Here is a 23,399-nt window from a genome sequence, read left to right as displayed (position 1 = left end):
GAAAACCATGAGTCGTAGTTCGCGGCGCGCGTTCGTGCTGGGCGGTGGCGCCGCCGCCATTGTCGCGGGGCCGCTGGCCGTCGCCAAGCTGGCGCGGGCGCCGCTGCCTTCGTTCAAGCGCCAGACCGCGCCGTCCGCGCCGAGCGAAGTGGCTGAGTGGGAGAAGCTGGCCGGCGCGAGCTTCCTGATCGGCGGCGAGGCGGGCAAGGCCGTCGCCCGGCTGGTCATGGTCGAGCGTCCGGCGATCGATCCGAAGCGGCCGGCCGAGCTTGCGCGCTTCCAGCCCTTCACTGCCTGGTTCGAGATGGAGGCGCGTCTCGCGCCCGCCGGCCAGCGGACCTATTCGGTCGCGCATCCGGTCAAGGGAGCGATCGACCTGTTCCTCGGCCGCGGCGCGGACAAGCGCGGCAAGGCGGTCCTCTACGCGCTGTTCAACTAGGCCGTCGCCACGCTATGGCGCTGTCCGGTAACGATCCGGGACAGGAGTGACTGGTTTGAAGAACGCGAAATTCGTCGGGCTCGGCCTTGCCGTGGTGCTGGCCGGCACGGCGGCGGTGGCGATGGCGATGGGAATGCAGGCCGGCGGCGAGCAGGGCCCGTCGCAGGATGCGGCGTGGCACAACCGGCAGATGCTGGCGCTGGCGCAATTGAAGGCGAGCGACGGCTGGCAGTCGCTGCCCGGCGGGCTGCGCTGGCGGCGGATCAAGGGCGACGGCTCGGGCAAGCATCCGACCGTGCAGGACATGGTCAAGATCCATTATGCCGGCACCCTGATCGACGGCACCGAGTTCGACAGCTCGTACAGCCGCGGCGAGCCGGCGAGCTTCCCGCTCGGCGCGCTGATCCCGGCGTGGCAGATGGCGGTGCCGCAGATGGGCGTGGGCGACACGATCGAGATCGCCTCGCCTTCGGACCTCGCTTACGGTCCGGTCGGCAAGGGGCCGATCCCCGGCGGCGCGACCTTGCTGTTCAAGATCGAATTGCTGGGAGTCGGGGAGTAAGCGCCGTCCCGGCGGATCCCCCTCCCGCAAGCGGGAGGGGAGCGCATCAGGCGAGCGGGCAGCAAAAAGGCCGCGGTGGAGATCCACCGCGGCCTTTTGTTTGGCCCGCCCTTACGCGGCGAGGTTGCGCAGCACGTACTGCAAAATCCCGCCGTGGAGGAAATATTCCAGCTCGTTGACCGTATCGATGCGGCAGCGGGTCAGGAAGGTCTCGGTGGTGCCGTCGGCGCGGGTCAGCATGACCTCGACGTCCTGGCGCGGGCGCAGCCCGGCGATGCCGGTGATCGTAAAGGTCTCCGAGCCGTTGAGCTTGAGCGTCTCGCGGGTGACCCCCTCGGCGAACTGGAGCGGTACCACGCCCATGCCGACGAGGTTCGAGCGATGGATGCGCTCGAAACTCTCGGTGATCACCGCGCGGACGCCGAGCAGATTGGTGCCCTTGGCCGCCCAGTCGCGCGACGAACCGGTGCCATATTCCTTGCCGGCGACGATCACCAGCGGCGTGCCGTCGGCCTTGTGGCGCATCGCGGCGTCGTAGATCGGCATGACCTGATCGTGATATTTGGTCATGCCGCCCTCGATGCCGGGGACCATCTCGTTCTTGATGCGGATATTGGCGAAGGTGCCGCGGACCATCACTTCGTCATTGCCGCGGCGGGCGCCGTAGCTGTTGAAGTCCTTCCGGCTAACCTGATGTTCTTGCAGGAATTTCCCGGCCGGCGAATCCGCCTTGATCGAGCCCGCGGGCGAGATGTGGTCGGTGGTGATCGAATCGCCGAGGATCGCCAGCGGCTTGGCCTCGATGATGTCCTGCACCGGCGCCGGAGTCATCGTCATGCCCTCGAAATAAGGCGGGTTGTGGATGTAGGTGCTGCCGGCCGGCCAGCTATAGGTGTCCGAGCCGGTGACGGTGATGCCCTGCCAGTGGCGGTCGCCGAGATAGACGTTGCCGTAACGCGCGCGGAACATCTCGTCGTCGATATTGGCGGCGATCAGCCCCTGGACTTCCTCGTTCGAGGGCCAGATGTCCTTGAGGAACACCGGGCCGTCGGTGCCCTCGCCGATCGGCGTCTCGTACATGTCCTCGGTCACCGTGCCCTTGAGCGCATAAGCGACGACGAGCGGCGGCGAGGCGAGGAAGTTGGCGCGGACGTCAGGGCTCACCCGGCCCTCGAAGTTGCGGTTGCCCGAGAGCACCGAGGCGGCGACGATGTCGTTGCCGTTGATCGCTGCCGAGATCGGCTCGGCGAGCGGGCCCGAATTGCCGATGCAGGTGGTGCAACCATAGCCGACGAGATTGAACCCGATCGCGTCGAGATCCTCGCTGAGGCCCGCCTTGTTGAGATAATCGGTGACGACCTGGCTGCCGGGGGCGAGGCTGGTCTTGACCCACGGCTTGCGCGTCAGGCCGAGCGCGCGCGCCTTGCGCGCGACGAGGCCGGCGGCGATCAGCACCGACGGGTTCGAGGTGTTGGTGCAGCTGGTGATCGCGGCGATCACCACGTCGCCGTCGCCGATGTCATGCTCCGCGCCTTCGACTTGCGCGCGCTCGGGACGGTCCTTGTGATAGACCTTCTGGAGATCGGCGTTGAACACTTCGTCGACCGCGTCGAGGCTCACCCGGTCCTGCGGACGCTTGGGGCCGGCGAGCGACGGGCGGACGCTGCTCATGTCGAGCTCGAGGCTGTCGGTGAAGATCGGCTCGGGGCTGTCCATATCATGCCACATGCCCTGCGCCCTGGCATAAGCCTCGACCAGCGCGACCGTCGCGTCCGGACGGCCGGTGAGACGCATGTAATCCATGGTCTTCTCGTCGATCGGGAAGAAGCCGCAGGTCGCGCCATATTCGGGGGCCATGTTGGCGATGGTCGCGCGATCGGCGAGGGTCATCGAGTGGAGGCCCGGGCCGTAGAATTCGACGAAGCGGCCGACCACGCCCTTGGCGCGCAGCATCTGGGTGACGGTGAGCACCAGATCGGTGGCGGTGATGCCTTCCTGGAGCGCGCCGGTCAGCTTGAAGCCGACGACTTCGGGGATCAGCATCGAGACGGGCTGGCCGAGCATCGCCGCCTCGGCCTCGATCCCGCCGACGCCCCAGCCGAGCACGCCGAGGCCGTTGACCATGGTGGTGTGGCTGTCGGTGCCGACGAGCGTGTCGGGATAGGCGATCGTCGCGCCGTCGGCGGCCTGCGACGACCAGATCGACTGCGCGATATATTCGAGATTGACCTGGTGGCAGATGCCGGTGCCCGGCGGGACGACCTGGAAATTGTCGAGCGCCTTCGAGCCCCATTTGAGGAACTCGTAGCGCTCGTTGTTGCGCTCATACTCGATCTCGACGTTCGCCTCGAACGCCTTGGGCGTGCCGAACTCGTCGACCATCACCGAATGGTCGATGACGAGATGGACGGGGACCTGCGGATTGATCTTGCCGGCATCGCCGCCGAGCTTGGTGATCGCGTCGCGCATCGCCGCGAGATCGACCACGCAGGGGACGCCGGTGAAGTCCTGCATCAGCACGCGGGCGGGGCGATACTGGATCTCGCGGTTCGAGCGCGCGTCCTTCTGCCAGTCGACGATCGCCTGGGCATCGTCCTTCGTGACGGTCTTGCCGTCCTCGAAGCGCAACATGTTCTCGAGCAGCACCTTCATCGAGAAGGGCAGGCGGCTGATGTCGCCGAGCTTCTTCGCCGCCTTGGGGAGCGAATAGAAGCTGTAGGTGGCGGTGCCGACGGTGAGCGTGTCGCGAGTGCCGAGCGTATCGTTGCCGATGGCGGTCATGGGGCGCGGGGTCCTTTCTTTGTCCGGCCCGGGCGCTCGGGGGACGCAGGTCCGACAAGGACCGCGCGGGCGCGCCGGTTGGGTGCTGCGAATGCGAGATTCGTGCGGGCCTTAGCGCGGAGGCGGCGGCAGGGGAAGGGCGGGGTTTTCGATCAAGGTGAACGAGACGAGGGCGGGTTGCGCACGGTCGGGACATGCCAGCGCAGTCTCTCCTGAACCGATTGATCGCGCGCTGGACTGCTTGCCCCGATTTCGTGTTGGTCTAGAATAAGCGGACTCGGCGTGGAGCGAGACTTTGGCGGCACGCGTGATCCAGGGATATTTTGTCGGCGGGCAGGCGCGGCCGCTGCCCGGCGTGCGCCCTGCGGCGGTGGTGCAGCGGCGGGGCGTGGCGGGACCGGTGCGGCCGGGGCCGCCTGCGCCGGCTTTTTCGAGCAGAGCCGCCGCGGTTCAGGCGAAGGGTGGCGAGGGAAGCTTTGCCGTCGATCCGGTCCAGCTCGGGCTGGCGCGGAGCGGGGGCAGTCCGCTGCCGGCGCCTCTGCTCGCCAGGATGGAGGCGGCGTTCGGCGCCGATTTTTCGGGCGTGCGCGTCCATGTCGGGGCGCAGCCCGCGCGGATCGGGGCGATCGCCTTCACCACCGGCAACGACATCTATTTCGCGCCGGGGCGCTATCAGCCCGATTCGGTGCAGGGGCAGCAATTGCTCGGCCACGAACTCGCCCATGTCGTCCAGCAGCGGCAGGGCCGGGTCCGGGCGAGCGGCGATGGGGTCTCGATAGTGCAGGACCGCGCGCTCGAGGCCGAGGCCGACCGGCTGGGCCAGCGCGCGGCGATGCATCGCGCGCCGGTGCAGCGCAAGCTCGCGACACGGGATCGAGCGGCGCCGCCGCAGCGGCCGGCCCCCGCGCATGCCGGCCGGCCGATCCAGCGCTACACCGTGGTCGGACGCGACAAGTTCCTCACCCAGATGCCGACGCCGCGGAACCGGCCGTGGTTCGGCTATCCCTATGTCGTCATCCCGCCGAACACCATGTTCAGCGCGCAGGCACGCAGCGGCGGGCGCACCGGGGTCCATGAGTTCCTTGCGCAGGGCCGAGGCGATCGGGCCAATGTCGTCGACCGGCGGCGCAATGCGCGGTCGCTGTCGCTGCGCGTCGCCGACGATGCGAGCATGGCGATCGAGGATTCGACTCTGGTCAATCGTCAGCCCAAGGCGTTCTTCGCGTCCGACGACGTCATCGCCGACGCCAATAATGCGCTGCGCGGGAATGTCCGGCTCAAGCGCGAGGGCGGCAGGCTGACGATCCTGACCGGCTGGTACTCGCAGCAATCGCTGAGCCGGGTCGTCCCCGATTTCACTGCCGCACCGTCGCAGAATTGCAACGATCTCGCCGCGCAGATCGTCAATCGCCCCCTGTTCACCACGCGTGCCAGCATGCGGGCGAACGACTCGCTGGCGCGGCTGCTCGACGAGCCAGTCCGCACCTTCGATCCCAACGCCAATGTCGGCGCCTATCTTCATGCGCAGGAGTGGGAGACCGACCGGGTCGAGCGGCTGGGGATGAATCGCTGGGCGGCGCCCGGTGTCGGCGAGGCCTATATGATCTCGACGGTGGGGCCGCAGATCGCTTCGGATCCCGTGCGTGGGACCGCGACGGTGCGCGACATACGCGCGCAGGAGGACCGTGTGCTGGCGTGGGGCTATCATTTCGGCGCGGTGGTGGCGCAGAGCGGCGGCGACCGGGTGACGCTGGAGAATTACGCGCGCGGCGACAATCGCGGCGGCCGCGCCGATCCGCGCTGGTATTTCCAGATGTATGGCGAACGCAGCGGCCAGAGCTTCCACGAATTCCACGAGGCGCGGCGCGACTATGCCAACCCGGTGACGGTCGCGACCGGGACTGCGCCGATTCCGGTGATCGGACCGATCCGCGAGCCGGTGATTTTTTGAGGGCGCGCGCCCCGTTTGGGGTCGAGGTTCACACCGTCATCCCGGAAGCCGATTTTCTTCAAATCTTTGATTTGAAAAGAAAAGCGAGCTGTCCGGGATCCACCGTGAGGCAAGCCCCCGGCGGAGGAGTGGATCCCGGACTGAAGGCTTTCCAGCGTAAAACCTGCGGTTTTCCGGGAAAGCCTAACATCCGGGATGACGAAGAGAGGCTGCTCAGCTCCGGCAGGCTTTGGCGATCATCTCTACGTCGCGCTGGCCCTCGGGCGAGGGCGCCTCGACATAGCCGGTATATTCCTTGACCTCGAGAGTGCGGCCCTCGCCGCCCGGATAGCGGTTCACCTTGATGCCGGTGAAGCCCGAGCCGCCGACCTTGAGCCGGGCATAGCGCGCGCCCGGCAGGAAACCGTTGTCGTCACCCGCACCGTAAATGTTGATCTGGTCGCCGCGGGCCGAAGTGCCGCTGCCGCTGCGCACCCGAAACCAGTTGGTCGGATGATCGCGGCTCATCAGCGCCTGTGAATCGTCGGCGACATAGCCGAGGCGCTTTGCGGCATCGACCGCACATCGGGTGGCGGCGCCATATTTGGCGGCGAGTTTCTCGAGCATCGCATCGCCTTCGGGGTTGAACGCCTTGCCGGCGCCGCGCGCGAGCGCCTCGACGAGGATGGCATAGTCCTTGTCCGACAAAGCCGCCTCGCCCTCGAGCAGTTTGGCGAGATCCTTCTGCGCCTCGCCATTGCCGAGCTCGGCCGCCTTGACGAACCAGCCCTGCGCCTTGGCCGGCGCGCCGGGCACATCCTTCACGCTTTCGTAGAAATGGCCGAGCTTGTGCATCGCATCGGGATTCTGGGTGAGGGTGACGATGTCGTCGAACCGCGCGAGCATCGTCGCCTGATCGCCCTTGGCCTGCGCGGCGGCGGCCTGCTCGCCGAGCGCCTTGACCTTGGCCTCGAGCGCCGGATCGGGCTGGCCGCCGGTCTGCGCAGGCTGGACCAGTGTGAAGACGAGGGCGAGCAGCGTGGCGATTTGCGAAAGCATGGCCGTGGCTTAGCCAGCCTTGTTGCCATCGCCAATCCGGGTTTCGCCGGATGCGGGCGGCAATGATCCGCGATGATACAGATCTCGCCTGAACGGAAGGGGAGCGGGCATCGAAATCGTCCTGATCCATGTTGATCGGCGAAACCGGCCCGACGGCTCGCGCATTTTCCGGGCATGTCGCGTTATTATTTCCACCGCGAAGGCGCCGAGGATTCGAGCGATCCCGCCGGCGCCGAATTGCCCGACGACGGCGCCGTGCGCGAATGGGCCAAGCGCGAGGCGTTGATCCTCGGGATCGAGCAGATCAAGCGCCAGGGCCGGCTGATGCTCGGCAGCCGCGTCACCGTCACCGACGAGGAAGGCGCCGAAGTCGCGCGGGTCTGTGTCGGCGACGCGATCGAAGTGCGCGAATAGCCGGCCGACGAATACGCGCTTTGTGTATATCCCATTTGGTTATTTTAAAATAGGAAATGACGGTTTATCTGGTTCTCTCGGAGCGGGGGAGCGAGTCGGAATGATGCGAGCGAACAAGGAGCATCTGCCGGGGCGGCGGCCGCGGGCGGACGGCTGGACACCGGCGCGGCAGCGCAAATTCCTCGAGCGGCTGCGCGAGACCGGATGCGTGCGCGACGCCTGTCGTGCGGCGGCGATCTCGAGCACCTCGGCCTATCGCGCGCGGCGCGATTCGGCGGAATTCGCCGCGGCATGGGCGCGGGCGCAGGCGCGCGGCATGGCCAATGTCGAGCAGGCCGCGTTCGATCGCGCGGTGCTCGGCTGGGACGAAGTGGTGACGCGCGAGGGCAGGGAGATCTCGCGCAGGAAGCGCTATTCGGATTCGCTGCTGCGGGTGATGCTCCAGCGCGGCGATTTGAAGGATATCCGGCAGGGGATGGGGCAGGCCGCGCTCGAGAAATATGCCGAGGAAACGGCGAAAGCGGCGGGCGGCTGGTTCGAGAACGGGCGACGCTATGCGGGCGCCAGAGACGCGCTGATGCGCAAGCTGGCCGAGATCGAGATGCGCAGCGTGGCGGGGACGGTGGCCTGCCCGCATTGCCGCGGCGACGGGCGCAAGCCGGCCGAAACCCCCGGGGAAATCGCCGAGGCGGCGGTGCACGACGCCGAATTGCGCGCCGAGCTGGCGGCGCTCGAGGCGGCGGAGCTTTACCCGGTTGCGGGCTGGGAAGGCGGGGCATAGGCTCGACGCGACCATCGGGGGAAAGGGATTTGCGGCACGGACCGGGACGCGGCGCGATGTTGCTCGCAGCAAGCGCATTGCTGACGAGCGCGGGCGCGGCGGCGCAGGGCCTGCCGGCGGCGGCGCCCACGCCCTTGCCCGAATGCCGGCGCGTCGGCGACGCGGCTTTCCTCCGGATCGATCCGGAGGCGGCAGCCCTGCTCGGCGAGATCGGGCTCGACCGGGCGGCGATCTTCGCGCGGATGGCCGAGACCGCGATCCCCGAGACGATGGGCTGCTGGGCGATGCCGGTGGGGAATTTCGACGGGCAATTGATGTCGGTGGGGATGAGCCAGTGGAATTACGGCACCGGCAGCCTGCAGCCGGTGCTCAAGGCGTGGAAGCGGCGGCTGCGCGGCCAGTTCGGGCGGACGCGCAAGGCGTTGGCGCCGGTCTACGGAAAATTGCTGTTCTCGCGCGATTGCCTGAAAGTGCCGGTGAAGGACAAATGTCGCGCGGGAATCCTCGCCGCGCACGGGCCGGACGGCAAGCTGAATGCGGCGATGCTGCGCGAGCTCACCGCGATCTTCGAGAGCGACGCGATGCTGCAGGTGCAGACCGACGCCTATGTCGCCTTGCTGCTCGAGGTGCGCACCGATCTGCTGCGGGTGTTTCCGGGCCAGCCGATCACGATGCGCAAGATACGCTGGGCGGTGGATACCAAGGTGCAGCAGGGCTTCTTCCCCGCCGATGGCGATCTCGCGCGGCTGCGCGGCAAATTGGCGGCGATGCCCGCGAGCGAGCGGGCGGAGCGGCTCCGCGCGATCTTCGACTGGTATGACGGGCTCAGCCGCAGCCTGGACCAGGACGGGGTGGGGCGCGATTTCGCGTGGAACCTCGCGCAGTGGCGCTGCATGCTCGACAAGGGGCGGATCGATCCCGAGCAATATGAATTGCTCCATCTGACCTTTCTGCGCAGCCGGACCGCGGTGGGCAATAGCGGGCGGTGGCAGGCGCTGACCTTCTCGCGGCGGGCCAAGATCGCGCTCGACGTCGGCAGCGTGAGCGGGAAGCGCGACGGGGATTGCCTCGGCAGCTCATGACCCCCTTGGAACCGGCGCGGCGACGGTCCATTAGAGAAGCGGACAGTTCAGGGAGTGACGAGATGAAGCGCGTGGCGATGGTGGCGATCGGGGCCGCGGCGATGCTGGGCGGGTGCGCGACGCCCGAGCAGAATGCGCGCTACATGGCGGGGCATTATCGCGCGCAGGCGGACATCATGAACCCGGCGGGCGAGAAGATCGGCACTGCGGTCGCCGAGGAAGTCGACGGCGCGATCCGGGTGATCGTCGAGGCGGGCAATCTGCCCGAAGGGCCGCACGGCACCCATATCCATGCGGTCGGCAAATGCACCGCGCCCGACTTCGCCAGCGCCGGGCCGCACTGGAACCCGACCACGCACCAGCACGGCAAGGAAAATCCCGCAGGTCCGCATGCCGGCGACATGCCCAATCTCGAAGTCGCGGCGGGCGGGCGCGACCGGACGATCTTCACGCTCCCCGGCGGCACCTATCAGCAATTGCTCGACGAGGACGGCGCGGCGATCGTGATCCACGCCCAGGCCGACGACTACAAGACCGACCCTTCGGGCAATTCGGGCGGACGCATCGCCTGCGGGGTGTTCCAGGCGATGTGAGCGGGCGCGGCGCCGGCGTCGACAAGGCCGCGGCGTGACGGGCAAGAAGCCGGCATGGGGATCGCGATCTCCCCATGAGGCGGCAGGCTGAAGCATCGCGTCCCCAGCCTTTAGAGGACGCGTCATGCCGCAATTGAATGCCATAAGCTGCGACAAGCTTTTCCGCCTGATCGGCACCGCCGGCGCGCCCGGCCCAAGGTCGACCGCATCGCCTGCCCGTGGCTGATCCGCCGCTTCGTCGACCCGCAGGCGGGTGTTCCAGCTCGCGGTGGTGACCTTGGGCGGCGCCTATGCGGTGCTGGCCTATGTCGCGCAGGAGGCAGTGACCACGTTCGGCTGGCTGAAGCCCGGCGAGATGCTCGACGGGCTGGGCATGGCCGAGACCACGCCGGGGCCGCTGATCATGGTGACCCAGTTCGTCGGCTTCCTCGCCGCGTTTCGCACCGCGACCGGGCTGCCGCCGCTGCTCGCCGCGACGCCGGGCGCGATCCTCACCACCTGGGTGACTTTCGTGCCGTGCTTCCTGTGGATCTTCGCCGGCGGAACGCTCGACGTGCCGGTGCTCGCGACGATCAACTGGCCGGCATTATTGCTCGCGGCCGGCGCGGTGGTGGCGGTGTTCCGGTTCCGGCTCGGCGTGCTGCCCGTGCTCGGCACCTGCGCCTGCCTCGGCGCGGCGTATGTGCTTCTCGCCTGACCTTCGGGTTGCGCCTTCGCCGTTGCGCCCGCAGATTGCCCCGCCTGGGCAAATAAGGAGATCGCCATGTCCCGGCGCGTCGGCTGGCTGATGCTGGCAATGTCGCTGGTCGCGACGCCGGCCGCGGCCGACGAGACCGCGCTCGACCGGGCGCTGGACACGTTCCGGGCGCTGCACCGCGCCGAAGTGCGAAAGGCGGGGATCGCCGGAAGCAGCTTCTACGTGGTGCGCGACGGCCGGACGATCGCGGCCGACCATCTCGGCGAGCAGGATGCCGAGGCGCATGTTCCGGTCGACGCGCGGACGATCTATCATTGGGCGTCGATCACCAAGACGATGACCGGGATCGCGATCCTGCAATTGCGCGACCGCGGGCTGCTCAAGCTCGACGATCCGGTCATCCGCTACGTGCCCGAGCTCGCCGCGGTGCATAATCGCTTCGGCGACACCGATGCGATCACCCTCGCCCAATTGATGAGCCACAGCGCCGGCTTCGGCGGCGGGACGTGGCGCTGGCGCGATCGCGACTGGCAGCCGTTCGAACCCAGAAGCTGGGCGCAACTGGTGGCGATGCTGCCGTACACCGACGTGCAGTTCCGCCCCGGCAGCCGGTTCGGCTACTCCAATCCGGGGATCGTCTATCTCGGCCAGGTGATCGAGCGGCTGTCGGGCGAGGATTTCGAAGTCTATGTCGACAAGAACATCCTCAAGCCGCTCGGCATGCATGCGAGCTATTTCGATCGCACCCCGCCGCATCTGCTGCCGCACCGTTCGCACAGTTACCATATCCGCGACGGCAAAAGGATCGCGGCGCCGTTCGACGTCGATACCGGGGTGACCGTGTCGAACGGCGGGCTCAACGCGCCGCTCCCCGACATGGCCAGATATCTCGCTTTCCTGCTCGGCGATCCGGCGCGCGCGGCCGAATATGATCTGGTCCTGAAGCGCGCGTCGCTCGAGGAGATGTGGCGGCCGCGGATCTCTGCGGGAGAGGATTTCACCCAGGGGCGGATGGCAAGGACGACATGGAGCGGGCTGTCCTTCTTCGTCGACGAAAGCGCGGGTATCCGGATCATCGGCCATAATGGCGACCAGAACGGCTTTCGCGCCTATCTGAGCCTGTGCCCCGAGCAAAGGATCGGCAGCCTGCTCGCCTTCAACACCGAGACGCGCGGCGTGACCAACGATCCGTCGAACCGGACCAGCGCCGAATCGCGCATTGCGCTGGCGGCCGACGGGCTGTGCAAGGCGTTGCGCAAGCCGCGGGGCTGAGCGAGCGAGGCGCGCCGATTGCGGATACCGGCCTTTGCGCTATCCTGATCGGGTGTCGTGGCTCCGTCGCACTCTCCTCAGGATCGTCGCGACGCTGCCCGCCGGCAATGCCCTGTTCCGCTATGACTGCCGCATCGCAATCAATCTGGCGCGGGGGACTTTTGCGAGCTGGCATGACCGGCTGATCGCCGGGGCGATGCTCGCGGCGGGATTGGCGATGGTGCGATCGGCGCTCGCGGCGCAGGCCTGGACGACCGCGATATGGGTCGGTCTCGGCGCCGGCGCCGTCATCGGACTGGGGACGGGCCGCCTCGTCGCCGCGCGGTTGCGGTTTCACGCGGCCGACGGCACGCTCGCCGCCGATGCGATCCGAAGTGCCAGCCGCCGCCGCTATCTGCTCGTCTGGCACGCGCTCGGGATCGCGGCATTGGCCGTCCTGACGCTGCTCGCACGGCCATCGATCCTGACGGTCACGCTGCCCGGCTATCTGGTCGGGGCCGTGGCGGGGCAGCTGATCCAGCGGCTGGATCCGGCCAATATCCGGATCGGCGGCATGCGGCCGGGCCGCACGATCCGCACGATCCGCGCAGGAGCGCACCAGCCGGCCGCCGGTCTGACGGCTGCGGCGATGCTGCTGCTCGCGCTTGCGCTTCCGGTGCTGCGGGAAAATGCGCTGGGCGCGGTCGCCGGCGTAGTGACCGCGGTGCTCATGCTCGCGCTGACCTCGATCGACCACCATGTCGTCGAATTCATGCGGCTGGCCGGGCACGGGCCGTGGCGCATCCTGTATGCGCACGCCCGCGCCGCCGCGCTGTTCGCCGGAATAGCGGTGCCGATCTGCTGGTTCGGTTTCGCGCCGTTCGTCGCGGGGACCGTGGCGGCCGTCTCCGTCGGGGCGCTCGTCCTGTTCGCGATCCGGCTGCTCGCCTATCAAATTTACGGCGAGCGCTTCGCAGAGCTGGCATTCTCGCTGCTCGCCGGCCTCCTCGTCCTGACGGCCTTCGCTCTGCCGCCTGCGCTTCCCGTCATGGCCGCCGCCATGCTCTGGGCGCTGCACCGCCGCGCGAGGGCGAGGGTCTGGCTTCTCGCATGACGGTTCTGATCGATCTGGCGACCGTGTCGGTCGAGCGTGCCGGCCGCGGCGTCGTTTGCGACGTCGATCTGCGCATCCCGAAAGCGTCGTGGACCGGGATCATCGGCGCGAACGGATCCGGCAAGACGAGCCTGTTGCGCGCGCTTGCCGGCAGACTGCCCTTTGCTGGCGGGTCGTGCCGGATCCTCGGCGACGAATGCGCCGGGGATCGGGCGGGCCGCGCCTCGCGCATCGGCTTCGCGCCGCCGGCCGACAAATTGCCGGACGCGCTGCGCGGCCGTGACCTGCTCGCATTCCTCGGCACCGGGCTGGAGCGACCGGGAGCGCGCCTGTTGCGCGAAGCGCTGGGCCTCGACATGCTGCTCGGCCGCTGGATCGGCGATTGCTCGGCCGGGATGCGGCAGCGGATCGCCGTCGCCGCGGCGTTCGCGGAGGGCAAGGACATCGTCGTCCTCGACGAGCCGTTCAACTGGCTGGATCCCGTAGCGGCATTCGATCTGCGCGAGGCGCTGCGGGCGATGGTCGATGAAGGCCTTACGCTGATAACCGCACTGCACGATTTGAGCACGCTGGCCATCGCCTGTGACGCTGGCCTGATGCTCGCCGATGGCAGGGCGGTTCTGAAGCTCGACAAGGCAGTGCTTCGAAGCGCCGCGGCGGATCTGGCGGGGTTCGAGCGGCGGACGATCCACGCCTTGCGATCGGGCGCCGTCGGTCATCCTCCGCCGGAATGAATCACCGCTGGCCGGCGCGGAGCAGCCGCCCCGCCGCGGCGATCCGCGTGCCGCGCTCGAAGGCGGGCGTGCCGTTGACCATCACCAGATCCATGCCTTCGGCGCGCGCGAAGGGATCGACATAGGTCGAGCGCGCCTTGACCTTCGCCGGATCGAACAGGATGCAATCGGCCCTGGCGCCGATGCGGATCACGCCGCGATCGGGGAGCCGCAGAATGCCTGCGGGAAAGCCGGTCGCCTTGCGGATCGCCTGCTCGACCGGCAGCTTCGCGTCGCGCACGACATATTCCTCGATCCATTTGGCATAGGTGCCGGTGGCGCGGGGATGGCGCATGCCGGGGCCGCCGTCGGTCGAGATCGCGACGAAGGGATCGAGGAGCAGCGCGTCCTGCAGCGCCTTGTCCATGGTGAAATGCGCGCCCGAGCCGGCTTCGGGGCCGATCTTGATCAGGAAGTCCGGGAAGGGCAGCCCCGCGTCGCGCGCGGCTTCGGCGAGGGTCTTGCCGGCATAAGGCGCGGTGCCGAGCAGCAGCGCCTCGGGGCCGCCGCGGCGGATCATTCTTTTCTCGAGATGGTCGCGCAGTTCCTGCCGGCGCGCGGCGACGATCGCGGCGTAATCGGTGGGCGGCAGCGCCCATTCGGGGAAGAGGATCGCGATGCCGGTATAGCCGGCGGTATAGGGATAGGCGTCGGCGGTGAGATCGATCCCGGCGCGGCGCTTCGCGGCGAGGAAATCGAGCAAGGCGCGGGCGCGTCGCTCGCCTTTGCCGAACACCAGCTTGAGATGCGAGATGTGCGGACGCGCCGGCAGCGACGACGCGATCAGTTCGTCGATCGAGCCATGGATCTCCTCGTCATTCTCCGAGCGCATATGGCTCATCACCACGCCGTTGCGGCGGCTGACCACGCGGCCGAGGCGGGACAGCTCGGCGGTCTCCGAATAGATGCCGGGGACATATTCGAGGCCGTAGGACAGGCCGAATGCGCCGGCGCGCAGCTCGGCCCCGAGCTGCGCCGCCATCCGCGCGAGCGCGGCGGCATCGGGGCGGCGGACCGCGTCGGGGATGCGCGCCGCGCGCCGCAGGGTGCCGTGGCTCGACAGCGTCGCCACGTTCACGTCGAGGCGCGCGCGATCCACGGCGTTCAGCCAGGGGCGCAGATCGAGATCCTTGCCGATCCTGGGGCCGCTGCCGTCCTGCCCGAGCGTGATCGTGGTGACGCCCATTGCGAGGAAGCTCTCATACGATTGCTCGAGCGGATCGCCATGGCTGTGGGTGTCGATGAAGCCCGGCGCGAGAACCCGGCCCTCGCCCGCGATCACCCGCGTGGCCGAGAGCCGTGTGCGGGTGGCCGGCGGCGCGATCCGGGCGATCCGGTCGCCGGTGACGAGCACGTCCGCCAGCCGCGGCGGCGCGCCGGTGCCGTCGACCAGCAGGACCTCGCGGAACAGAATGCTTTCGGCGGCCGCCATCGCGCGGCCGGGCCAGCTCGCCAATCCGCCCGCCGCCGCGGCGCCGCCGATCAGCTGTCGCCGCGTCAGACGTCGAGACATAACCGCTCCCCTGGCTCTGGTCGTACCGGGCTAGCCCACCGCGCGCTTGCCGGGAAGCCGGCCGCTGATCGTGCGGCTATGTCGTGCGGTTATAGCGGCTCGCCCGCGGCCCGGGCGCGGATCTCGCGGCTCGCCTCGGCGGCGGGGACGAGGCGCAACGCGGCGATCGCGGCGGCGAGCGCGAGCGGGAGCGTGACGAGCAGCGACAGGATGCCGGTCGACAGGCTGCCGCTGAGATCGGCGACGCGGCCCGCCAGATAGGGCCCCAATGCGAGGCCGATCAGCGTGGTGCCGATGAAGAAGGCGGCGGTGGCGGTGCCGCGCATCCGCGGCAGGACGAGGTCCTGCGTCGCCGCCGCGGCGGCGCCGAGCGCGCAGCTGGCGAAGATCTGGGTGAGCGGCAGCATTGCGTAGAACAAGGCTTTGTCGGCGGTGGTGAAAGCGATCACGAGGCTGGGCACGGGCGCGAGGCTGCCGAACAGGATCACCATGATCCGTCCCGACGGCCAGCGCCGGCGCAGGCGATCGGCGGCGATCCCCCCGAGCGTGACGCCGAGGAAACCGCCGAGGATCGCCGGACCGCCGATCCACAGCCCGGCCTCGCGCGCAGTGATGCCGAAGACCTGCACGGCATAGCTGGGGGCGAGCCCGGCGACGGCGTAGGCCAGGAAGGCGTTGAGCCCGTAGGCGAGCACCACCGCGAGGAAAGCGGGGGTGCCGAGGATCAGCCTGAAGGTTGCCGCGTCGCGGTGACGGAGCGCCGCCGACCAGCTGTAGACGGCGTACACGCCGATGCCGACCGCGAGCCATTGCTTGTCCGATTTCGGACCGTCGAATCGGATCAGCGCGTAGGCTGCGGCAGCGACTAGCGCGAGGACAACGAGGTTGCGGAGAAATGCCGCCGCCCCGTTGCGGGCGGCGCCGATCAGGGTGAGCGGCGGGATGATCGTCAGCAGATCCTCGAGGAAGCTCCTGAACGGCGCGGGGTGGGGCGGCGCGACCAGCCCTTCGGAGAGGCCGCGCATCGGCTCGCGCAGGGTGAGCACCCAGAGCGCGAGGACCAGCCCGGGCAGGCCGACTGCCATGAATGCCGCCTGCCAGCCGACCAATCCGAACGGCGGATCGACCGGATAAGCCGCATTCCACCAGTCGACGATCGCGCCGCCGAGGAACAGCGAGAAGCCGCCGCCGAAATAGATGCCCGCCGAATAGATCGCGAGCGCGGTGGCGCGCTGGCGCTTGGGGAACCAGTCCGAGATCAGCGAATAGGCCGAGGGGCTCGCCGTCGCCTCGCCGACCCCGACGCCGATCCGCGCGGCGGCGAGCTGGAGGCCGTTGCGCGACAGGCCGGAGAGCGCGGTCATCGACGACCAGAGCGCGAGCCCGATCGTCATCAGCCGGACGCGGTGCCAGCTGTCGGCGAGCCGGCCGAGCGGAATCCCGAACAGCGCGTAGAACACGCCGAATGCCGTGCCGTAGAGAAAGCCGATATCGGCGTGGCTGAGCCCGAGATCGCGGCGAATGTGCGGGGCGAGGATCGTCAGGATCTGGCGATCGATGAAATTCAAGGCGTAGACGAGGAACAGGACGACGAGGACGTACCAGGCATAGGCCCCCGCCTTGCGATCGGCTGCGGGCGCGCTCGAACTCGCCATCCACTCTCTCCTCGCTTATGTTTTCGGCGCGAGGCTAGCAGAGCATACCGCATTTACGAAAGAGGGGATTTCCGGTGCGTCCGCCGTCATTGTTGTTCGTGTGCCTCGGCAACATCTGTCGCTCGCCATTGGCCGAGGCGGCTTTCCGCGCGGCTGCGGCGCGCGCGGGGCTGGAGGCGATCGCCGATTCCGCCGCGACCGGCGAATGGCAGATCGGCAGCGCGCCCGATCCGCGCAGCCGGGCAGTGGCGCTGCGTCACGGCATCGACATTTCGGGCAGGCGCGCGCGGCGGGTGCGCGGCGACGATTTCACGCGCTTCGACCATATCCTCGCGCTCGATCCGCAGAATTTGCTCGATCTCCACGCAATGGCGCCGGGGCGCTGCACGGCGCGGATCGCATTGCTGATGGACCATGTGCCGGGCTGCGCGGGGCAGGCGGTGCGCGATCCCTATTATGGCGACGCGGCCGACTTCGACCTGGTGTGGCAACAGGTGACGCGCGCGGCGGACGCGCTGGTGGCGATGCTGCGGGGGTGAAGGCGCTAGTCGCGGACGGGCGCCTTCCGCACGCCTCTGGCGACGATCTTGCCCTTCTCCTCGACGGCAATCGTCGATCTGTCGGCCGAGAACAGGAACTGAAGATCCCGTTCGCGGGCAAAGAAGCGGTCGCGGGCGAGGGGATCGAGCGTCACGCGCAGATCGCCCGAGGCGAGATTCAGCGCGTCGCCATCGAGAGTCACGCGGATGGGGCCGATCGCGCTCTGCCAGACACCCGTATAGGCGGCCAGCGCCGCGGGCGTCAGCTTCAGGCCCGCGGGCGGGGGCACATAGGGCATGGGCTGATGGTCATAACTGACCACGCGGGTCATCTCCCATCCGGCCGGCAGCTGTCGCCACACCGTGGTGAAGCGCGCGCGGGTCGCCGCGACTTCGGGCGCAGTCCCTTGCCGTGCATAGAAAAGATGGGTGCCCGCGATCACCGCGCCGAAGCCGGGAACGGGGGAGACGTGCACGCTGTCGGGAACCACCGCGCGCCGAACGTGGAGGCCGGGCGTCCCGCACGGGCCGTGCACGAGGCTGTCGACGATCGCCGCGCGCGAACGCGTCACGCCGGTCTGATCGTGATAGAATTCGGCGTCGTCCGCGAAGAAGCGCGCCATCGCCGTCCGATCGCAACGATTGAACGCATCCCAGAACGCGGTATCGGCCGCGCGGACGTCTATTGCGGAGGGCGGCGCGACCGGGTGCGCCGGCGCCGACTGCGCCAGTGCCAACCATGCCAAAGCTTGCATCATCGCCACGACCACTCACCAACCAGGCATGCTGTGTTATCTGGGTAAGACGCCAATGTAAATGCGCCGCACAGATCAGGCGCGGCAGAGACGTGACGCAGGCGTTATGAAGAGCAGTGGTCGCTTCGCCGCGCGTAGAAGAAACTGGTTAACGCAGGCTTCTGCGCGCCTCCGATAAAATGCGGTACCAAGAGGCTCCTTCCCAGAGAAGTTGCCGCAACTTGACGTTGAATTGTCGGTAAAATTGACAGTGCTCGCGCCGGCTCCCTCCGGGCTCCTCCTATAACGGATCAACGTAAAGATCCTTTCGGGAGCATAGTCATAATGAAACGGGGTACCCTCTTCCTTGCAGCTGCGCCGCTCGCGCTTGCGACGCCGGCCTATGCCGGGACGACGGCGAATGTCTTGTCGGCGCCCAAGGTCGAAAACGAAGCCAAGACCGCCGAGCCGACCCAGGAAGCCGAGGCGCCTGCCAAGAAGGCGAACGAGGAAGTCTTCTCGACCGGCGTCGCCAAGGGCCGCGACCGTCTGGACAGCGCGACTTCGACCAGCTCGCTGCGTGCGAGCGAGATCGACAAGCTCGGCGCGCGTTCGATCGCCGAGATCCTCCGCGACATCCCCGGCATCCGCGCCGAAGCGGCTTCGGGCGAGGGCAACGCCAATTTCACCATCCGCGGCCTGCCGCTCGCCTCGACCGGCGCCAAGTTCCTCCAGCTGCAGGAAGACGGCCTGCCCGTGCTCGAATTCGGCGACATCAGCCTGAGCACCGCCGATGCGTTCCTGCGCGCCGATCTCAATCTCGCCGCAGTCGAGACGATCCGCGGCGGTTCGGCCTCGACCTTCGCGTCGAACTCGCCGGGCGGCATCGTCAACTTCATCTCGAAGACCGGCGACGTCGAAGGCGGCGCGATCCAGGTCTCGGCCGGGCTCGACTACGACATGCGCCGGGTCGATTTCGACTATGGCGCGAAGATCGGCGACACGCTGCGCTTCCATGTCGGCGGCTTCTGGCGCGACGGCGAAGGTCCGCGCGCGACCGGGTTCAAGACCACCCAGGGCGGCCAGATCAAGCTCAACGTCACCAAGGAATTCGACGGCGGCTATATCCGTTTCTACGGCAAGTATCTCGACGACCGCTCGCCCGTCTATGACGTGACTCCGCTGGCGGTGACCGGCTCCAATTCGGACCCCGAATATGGCGCGCTTCCCGGCTTCGATCCGCGCAAGGACACCTTGTTCAACCGCAACTTCCAGACCGTGACCACGCTGGACGGCGACAACAATGTCAGCAACCACGAGAACCGCAACCACGCAGTGGTCAAGTCGTTCGGCCTCGAAGGCAAGTTCGAGGTCGCCGGCTTCGACATCACCGAGCGCTTCCGCTTCGCCGACATTTCGGGCCATTACATGGGCGTCAACTACGCCCAGTTCGTCCCCGCGGCGTTCCTCGCGCCGGCGTTCGGCGCACCGGGCGGCACGATCCGCTACGCGACCGGCGCCAATGCCGGCCAGACGATCGCCAACCCGGGCGCGCTCAACGGCAACGGCCTCGCCGCGATGCTGCTGATCGGCGACACCAAGCTCAACAGCCTCGACAACGTCACCAACGACATCCGCGCCAGCCGCGTGTGGAATCTCGGCGGCAACGACCTGACCACCACGGTCGGCCTGTACAGCTCGCACCAGACGATCGACAGCGACTGGGCGTGGAGCGCAGTGCTCAGCGACATCAACGGCGGCGGCAACGGCAATCTGCTCGACGTGGTCACCGCGACCAACGTCAAAATCACCCAGGACGGCGTGCTGGCATATGGCATCCCGGGCAGCGACACGCTGCACCGCAGCTACCGCATGGGCTATACCACCAACGCGCCGTTCGCTTCGGTCAATCTGCGCCTCGGCCAGCTCGCGATCGGCGGCAGCCTCCGCTACGATTTCGGCAGCGCCAAGGGCACGTTGCTCGGTGCCGAGCTCGGCGACGGCCGCGTCGGCACCGCGCCGAAGGACATGAACGGCGACGGCGTGATCTCGGTCCCCGAGATGAGCGTCGCAGTGCTGCCGCTCACCCGTCCGGGCGTGGTCGATTACGACTATAGCTATCTCAGCTATTCGGTGGGCGTGAACTGGCGCATCGCCGAGCCGCTCGCGGTGTTCGCGCGCTACAGCCGCGGCGGCCGCGCCAATGCCGATCGTCTGCTGTTCAGCCCGATCGTCAACGGCGACGGCAGCCTGCTCTTCCCCGAGGCGGCAGTCGACACGGTCAAGCAGGCCGAAGCCGGCGTGAAGTATCGCAACGGCGGGCTGACGCTCAACGTCACCGGTTTCTGGGCCAAGGCCGAGGACACCAACATCGACTCGACCAACGGCGACATCATCGCCCGCGAGTACAAGGCGATGGGTGCCGAGTTCGAGGGCGGCTACCGCGCAGGCATCGTCAGCCTGACCGCAGGCGCGACCTATACCGACGCCGAGATCACGCTGGACTATCTCAACCCGGCAGTCGTGGGGAACACCCCGCACCACCAGGCCAAGCTGATCTTCCAGGCGACGCCGCAGATCGTCACCGACAGGTTCAACGTCGGCGCGACCTTCATCGGCACGACGAGCAGCTATGCCACCGACAGCAACGAGCTGAAGGTGCCGGGCTTCGTCACCACCAATGCGTTCGTCCAGTTCCGCCCGGTCGACCGGGTGACGCTGGCGGTCAATGCCAGCAACCTGTTCGACGTGCTGGCGATCACCGCGGTCGACGACGCGACGCTGCCGGCAGGCGGCGTGGCCAAGGGGCATGTGCTCAACGGCCGCACGATCTCGGCCTCGGTCCGCTTCGACTTCTGATCCATCGACCCGGGCCGCCTCCGTGCGGCCCGGTTTTTCCACGTCCGTGCCCCGCAGGTCCGCTGGCACGTCCATTGCGAGCGCGTCAGAAGACGGCTCCAGCACAAGGTTAGAATGACATGAAGAAGTATCTGCTGGCGGCCGTCGCGCCGTTCGCGATGGTCTCGCCCGCGCTCGCCAAGGATGCGCCTGCTGCCCCGTCGCAGGAAGCCGAGGCCGCGCCCGCGAAGAAGGGCAATGAGGAAGTATTCTCGACCGGCGTCGCCAAGGGCCGCGACCGTCTCGACAGCGCGACCTCGACCAGCGCGCTGCGCGCCAGCGAGATCGAGAAGATCGGCGCGCGCTCGATCGCCGAGATCCTCCGCGACATCCCCGGCATCCGCGCCGAAGCCTCGACCGGCGAAGGCAGCGCCAACATCACCATCCGCGGCCTGCCGATCGCATCGAGCGGCGCCAAGTTCCTGCAGCTGCAGGAAGACGGCCTGCCGATCCTCGAATTCGGCGACATCGCCTTCGCGACCGCCGACACCTTCCTGCGCGCCGATCTCAACCTCGCCGCAGTCGAGGCGATCCGCGGCGGCTCGGCCTCGACCTTTGCGTCGAACTCGCCCGGCGGCATCGTCAACTTCATCTCGAAGACCGGCGACACCGAAGGCGGCGCCGTCCAGCTCTCGACCGGCCTCGACTACGGCATGCGCCGCATCGACTTCGATTACGGCACGCACGTCACGCCGACCCTGCGCTTCCATGTCGGCGGCTTCTGGCGCGACGGCGAAGGCCCGCGCGCGACCGGCGTCAACTCGACCCGCGGCGGCCAGATCAAGCTGAACGTCACCAAGGAGTTCGAGGGCGGCTATGTCCGCTTCTACGGCAAGTATATGGACGACATCACGCCGGCGTACGACATCACCGCGCTGGGCGTGAGCGGGACCAACGATAAGCCGGTCTACAGCAACATCCCCGGCTATGACGCGCGCCACGATTCGCTGTTCTCGAAGAACTTCCAGAGCCTGTTGACGCTCGACGGCAACAACCAGCCGGTGCGCGACGACATGACCGCGGGCCAGCACGCGGTGGTCAAATCGGTCGGCGTCGAGGCCAAGTTCGAAGTCGCCGGCTTCGATATCACCGAGCGCTTCCGCTACGCCGACATGTCCAATCATTACATGGGCATCTATTACGCGCAGTTCGTTCCGGCGGCGATGATGCCGGCGGCGTTCGGCGTCCCCGGCGGCAGCCTGCGCTATGCCAGCGGCCCGAATGCGGGTCAGGCAGTCGCCAATCCGACGACGCTCAACGGCAACGGCCTCGGCGCGCTGATGATGGTCGCCGACACCGACCTCAACAGCCTGAACAACGTCACCAACGACATCCGCGCCAGCCGCGTGTGGAATCTGGGCGGCAACGACCTGACCACCACGGTCGGCTTGTACAGCTCGCACCAGACGATCGATTCGGACTGGAACTGGGCGTCGGTGCTCAGCGGCGTCGCCGGCGACGGCAATGCGCAGCTGCTCGACATCGTCACTCCGACCGGCGTCAAGGTCAGCCAGGACGGCACGCTGCGCTACGGCGCGCCGACCGTCGGCACCTTCCGCCGCGGCTACAGGCTCGGCTACACCACCAACGCGCCCTTCGCCTCGGTCAATCTGCGCCTCGGCGGCGTCTCGCTCGGCGGCAGCCTTCGCTATGATTTCGGCAAGGCGAGCGGCTCGGTGATCGGTTCCGAGCTCGGCGACGGCCGCGTCGGCGTCGCTGCGCGCGACATGAACGGCGACGGTGTGATCTCGGTCCCCGAGATGCAGGTCGCGGTCTCGCCGCTGACCCGCCCGGCCCCGGTCGACTATTCCTATGGCTATCTGTCCTACTCGCTCAGCGCGCTGTGGCGCATCGCCGAGCCGGTCGCGGTGTTCGCGCGCTACAGCCGCGGCGGCCGCGCCAATGCCGACCGTATCCAGTTCAGCCCGTTCATCAGCCAGACCGACGGTAGCCTGCTCAACAAGGACACCGGGGTCGACGTGGTGCATCAGGCCGAGGCGGGGGTGAAGTTCCGCAACGACAATCTGACGCTCAATGTCACCGGCTTCTGGGCCAAGGCCGAGGATTCGAACCTCGATTCGATCACCGGCCTGCCGCTGCTGCGCGATTACAAGGCGATCGGCGCCGAGTTCGAGGGCAGCTACCGGACGGGCATCTTCAGCCTGACCGCGGGTGCCACCTATACCGACGCGGAGATCACCAACGACGCGATCGACGCGACGATCAGCGGCAATACGCCGCAGCATCAGGCCAAGCTCGTCTTCCAGGCGACGCCGCAGATCACCACCGACCGGTTCAGCGTCGGTGCGGTGTTCGTCGGCACCACCGGCAGCTACGCGACTGCGACCAACACGCTCAAGGTGCCGGGCTTCGTCACCACCAACGCGTTCGTCCAGTTCCGTCCGATCGATCGGGTGACGCTCGCGGTCAACGCCAGCAACCTGTTCGACGAACTCGCGATCACCGCGATCGACGATGCGGTGATCCCGGCGACCGGGGTGGCGCGTGCGCACGTCCTCAACGGCCGGACGATCTCGGCTTCGGTCCGCTTCGACTTCTGATCTGCAGCAGGTCCGGGCCGCCG

Annotated in this window: 18 protein-coding genes and 2 pseudogenes; 15 read left to right on the top strand and 5 right to left on the bottom strand. The window is 67.9% G+C overall.

From position 1 onward, the window contains the following. Positions 1 to 7: 7 nt before the first annotated feature. Together Q9Q95_RS10160 and Q9Q95_RS10155 are read left to right on the top strand one after the other, a co-directional pair. Positions 8 to 439, top strand: coding sequence for a hypothetical protein (locus tag Q9Q95_RS10160; RefSeq protein WP_306096608.1), 432 nt, complete (start codon positions 8 to 10; stop codon positions 437 to 439). A 55-nt stretch (positions 440 to 494) separates the two neighbouring features. After that, complete coding sequence (locus Q9Q95_RS10155; RefSeq protein WP_371876732.1) at positions 495 to 1,001, top strand: FKBP-type peptidyl-prolyl cis-trans isomerase; 507 nt, start codon at positions 495 to 497, stop codon at positions 999 to 1,001. 111 nt (positions 1,002 to 1,112) lie between these two features. On the opposite strand, the gene acnA is transcribed toward Q9Q95_RS10155, so the two are convergent. After that, positions 1,113 to 3,782 carry an aconitate hydratase AcnA gene (gene acnA / locus Q9Q95_RS10150; protein ID WP_306096607.1) on the bottom strand — a complete coding sequence of 890 codons (2,670 nt, stop codon included), beginning with the start codon at positions 3,780 to 3,782 and terminating at the stop codon, positions 1,113 to 1,115. A 307-nt stretch (positions 3,783 to 4,089) separates the two neighbouring features. Here acnA and Q9Q95_RS10145 point away from each other — a divergent pair, with 307 nt between their 5' ends. Beyond that, positions 4,090 to 5,733 (top strand): DUF4157 domain-containing protein, encoded by a 1,644-nt coding sequence (locus Q9Q95_RS10145; RefSeq protein WP_306096606.1) that lies wholly within the window; start codon positions 4,090 to 4,092, stop codon positions 5,731 to 5,733. A gap of 213 nt (positions 5,734 to 5,946) precedes the next feature. On the opposite strand, the gene Q9Q95_RS10140 is transcribed toward Q9Q95_RS10145, so the two are convergent. Beyond that, a complete protein-coding gene (locus Q9Q95_RS10140; protein ID WP_306096605.1) occupies positions 5,947 to 6,771 on the bottom strand; it encodes a hypothetical protein in 825 nt (274 codons plus the stop codon). Positions 6,772 to 6,945: 174 nt separating this feature from the next. Between Q9Q95_RS10140 and Q9Q95_RS10135 the strand changes: the two genes are divergently transcribed. From Q9Q95_RS10135 to Q9Q95_RS10095, 9 genes and pseudogenes are all read left to right on the top strand, one after another. Further along, the gene (locus Q9Q95_RS10135) at positions 6,946 to 7,185 is read left to right on the top strand and encodes a hypothetical protein (RefSeq protein ID WP_306096603.1); all 240 of its coding nucleotides are present in this window, start codon (positions 6,946 to 6,948) and stop codon (positions 7,183 to 7,185) included. A 100-nt stretch (positions 7,186 to 7,285) separates the two neighbouring features. Then, entirely contained in the window at positions 7,286 to 7,966 is a 681-nt protein-coding gene (locus Q9Q95_RS10130; protein WP_306096601.1) for a hypothetical protein, read from the top strand. A gap of 56 nt (positions 7,967 to 8,022) precedes the next feature. After that, positions 8,023 to 9,048: a hypothetical protein gene (locus Q9Q95_RS10125; protein WP_306096599.1), complete on the top strand. Its 1,026-nt coding sequence runs from the start codon at positions 8,023 to 8,025 to the stop codon at positions 9,046 to 9,048. Positions 9,049 to 9,110: 62 nt separating this feature from the next. Continuing rightward, the gene (locus Q9Q95_RS10120) at positions 9,111 to 9,641 is read left to right on the top strand and encodes a superoxide dismutase family protein (RefSeq protein ID WP_306096597.1); all 531 of its coding nucleotides are present in this window, start codon (positions 9,111 to 9,113) and stop codon (positions 9,639 to 9,641) included. A gap of 183 nt (positions 9,642 to 9,824) precedes the next feature. Next, positions 9,825 to 9,893: pseudogene (locus Q9Q95_RS10115) on the top strand (chromate resistance protein ChrB domain-containing protein); the annotation flags it as partial. Between the two features lie 7 nt (positions 9,894 to 9,900). Then, positions 9,901 to 10,338, top strand: a pseudogene (locus tag Q9Q95_RS10110) (chromate transporter); the annotation flags it as partial. 66 nt (positions 10,339 to 10,404) lie between these two features. Continuing rightward, positions 10,405 to 11,610, top strand: a complete 1,206-nt coding sequence (locus Q9Q95_RS10105; protein ID WP_306096595.1) for a serine hydrolase — start codon at positions 10,405 to 10,407, stop codon at positions 11,608 to 11,610. Between the two features lie 34 nt (positions 11,611 to 11,644). Next, positions 11,645 to 12,703 carry a hypothetical protein gene (locus Q9Q95_RS10100; protein ID WP_306096593.1) on the top strand — a complete coding sequence of 353 codons (1,059 nt, stop codon included), beginning with the start codon at positions 11,645 to 11,647 and terminating at the stop codon, positions 12,701 to 12,703. Continuing rightward, complete coding sequence (locus Q9Q95_RS10095; RefSeq protein WP_306096592.1) at positions 12,700 to 13,437, top strand: ATP-binding cassette domain-containing protein; 738 nt, start codon at positions 12,700 to 12,702, stop codon at positions 13,435 to 13,437. Before Q9Q95_RS10100 ends, Q9Q95_RS10095 begins: the two co-directional genes overlap by 4 nt. A 1-nt stretch (position 13,438) precedes the next feature. On the opposite strand, the gene Q9Q95_RS10090 is transcribed toward Q9Q95_RS10095, so the two are convergent. Beyond that, positions 13,439 to 14,989: an amidohydrolase family protein gene (locus Q9Q95_RS10090; protein ID WP_306096561.1), complete on the bottom strand. Its 1,551-nt coding sequence runs from the start codon at positions 14,987 to 14,989 to the stop codon at positions 13,439 to 13,441. Positions 14,990 to 15,078: 89 nt separating this feature from the next. Further along, positions 15,079 to 16,644, bottom strand: coding sequence for an MFS transporter (locus Q9Q95_RS10085; protein ID WP_306096559.1), 1,566 nt, complete (start codon positions 16,642 to 16,644; stop codon positions 15,079 to 15,081). Positions 16,645 to 16,718: 74 nt separating this feature from the next. On the opposite strand from Q9Q95_RS10085, the gene Q9Q95_RS10080 reads away from it, so the two are divergent. Continuing rightward, positions 16,719 to 17,183 carry a low molecular weight protein-tyrosine-phosphatase gene (locus tag Q9Q95_RS10080; protein ID WP_306096557.1) on the top strand — a complete coding sequence of 155 codons (465 nt, stop codon included), beginning with the start codon at positions 16,719 to 16,721 and terminating at the stop codon, positions 17,181 to 17,183. Positions 17,184 to 17,188: 5 nt separating this feature from the next. Here Q9Q95_RS10080 and Q9Q95_RS10075 read toward each other — a convergent pair whose 3' ends face one another. After that, positions 17,189 to 17,941 carry a nuclear transport factor 2 family protein gene (locus Q9Q95_RS10075; protein WP_306096936.1) on the bottom strand — a complete coding sequence of 251 codons (753 nt, stop codon included), beginning with the start codon at positions 17,939 to 17,941 and terminating at the stop codon, positions 17,189 to 17,191. Between the two features lie 321 nt (positions 17,942 to 18,262). On the opposite strand from Q9Q95_RS10075, the gene Q9Q95_RS10070 reads away from it, so the two are divergent. Both Q9Q95_RS10070 and Q9Q95_RS10065 read left to right on the top strand, forming a co-directional pair. Next, on the top strand, positions 18,263 to 20,776 hold the full coding sequence (locus tag Q9Q95_RS10070; RefSeq protein WP_306096555.1) for a TonB-dependent receptor domain-containing protein: 2,514 nt from the start codon (positions 18,263 to 18,265) through the stop codon (positions 20,774 to 20,776). Positions 20,777 to 20,895: 119 nt separating this feature from the next. Then, positions 20,896 to 23,376: a TonB-dependent receptor domain-containing protein gene (locus Q9Q95_RS10065; protein WP_306096553.1), complete on the top strand. Its 2,481-nt coding sequence runs from the start codon at positions 20,896 to 20,898 to the stop codon at positions 23,374 to 23,376. Positions 23,377 to 23,399: the final 23 nt, after the last annotated feature.

It is taken from the genome of Sphingomonas sp. DG1-23 (genome assembly GCF_030730875.1).
Lineage (GTDB): Bacteria > Pseudomonadota > Alphaproteobacteria > Sphingomonadales > Sphingomonadaceae > Sphingomonas.
This window is presented reverse-complemented; position numbering and strand designations above follow the sequence as displayed.

Excerpts from the sequence above, each read along its gene's own strand:
- Q9Q95_RS10160 (WP_306096608.1), top strand. The coding sequence starts at position 8 with ATGAGTCGTAGTTCGCGGCGCGCGTTCGTGCTGGGCGGTGGCGCCGCC.
- acnA (WP_306096607.1), bottom strand. The coding sequence starts at position 3,782 with ATGACCGCCATCGGCAACGATACGCTCGGCACTCGCGACACGCTCACC.
- Q9Q95_RS10140 (WP_306096605.1), bottom strand. The coding sequence starts at position 6,771 with ATGCTTTCGCAAATCGCCACGCTGCTCGCCCTCGTCTTCACACTGGTC.
- Q9Q95_RS10135 (WP_306096603.1), top strand. The coding sequence starts at position 6,946 with ATGTCGCGTTATTATTTCCACCGCGAAGGCGCCGAGGATTCGAGCGAT.
- Q9Q95_RS10130 (WP_306096601.1), top strand. The coding sequence starts at position 7,286 with ATGATGCGAGCGAACAAGGAGCATCTGCCGGGGCGGCGGCCGCGGGCG.
- Q9Q95_RS10125 (WP_306096599.1), top strand. The coding sequence starts at position 8,023 with ATGTTGCTCGCAGCAAGCGCATTGCTGACGAGCGCGGGCGCGGCGGCG.
- Q9Q95_RS10120 (WP_306096597.1), top strand. The coding sequence starts at position 9,111 with ATGAAGCGCGTGGCGATGGTGGCGATCGGGGCCGCGGCGATGCTGGGC.
- Q9Q95_RS10105 (WP_306096595.1), top strand. The coding sequence starts at position 10,405 with ATGTCCCGGCGCGTCGGCTGGCTGATGCTGGCAATGTCGCTGGTCGCG.
- Q9Q95_RS10095 (WP_306096592.1), top strand. The coding sequence starts at position 12,700 with ATGACGGTTCTGATCGATCTGGCGACCGTGTCGGTCGAGCGTGCCGGC.
- Q9Q95_RS10090 (WP_306096561.1), bottom strand. The coding sequence starts at position 14,989 with ATGTCTCGACGTCTGACGCGGCGACAGCTGATCGGCGGCGCCGCGGCG.
- Q9Q95_RS10085 (WP_306096559.1), bottom strand. The coding sequence starts at position 16,644 with ATGGCGAGTTCGAGCGCGCCCGCAGCCGATCGCAAGGCGGGGGCCTAT.
- Q9Q95_RS10075 (WP_306096936.1), bottom strand. The coding sequence starts at position 17,941 with ATGATGCAAGCTTTGGCATGGTTGGCACTGGCGCAGTCGGCGCCGGCG.
- Q9Q95_RS10070 (WP_306096555.1), top strand. The coding sequence starts at position 18,263 with ATGAAACGGGGTACCCTCTTCCTTGCAGCTGCGCCGCTCGCGCTTGCG.
- Q9Q95_RS10065 (WP_306096553.1), top strand. The coding sequence starts at position 20,896 with ATGAAGAAGTATCTGCTGGCGGCCGTCGCGCCGTTCGCGATGGTCTCG.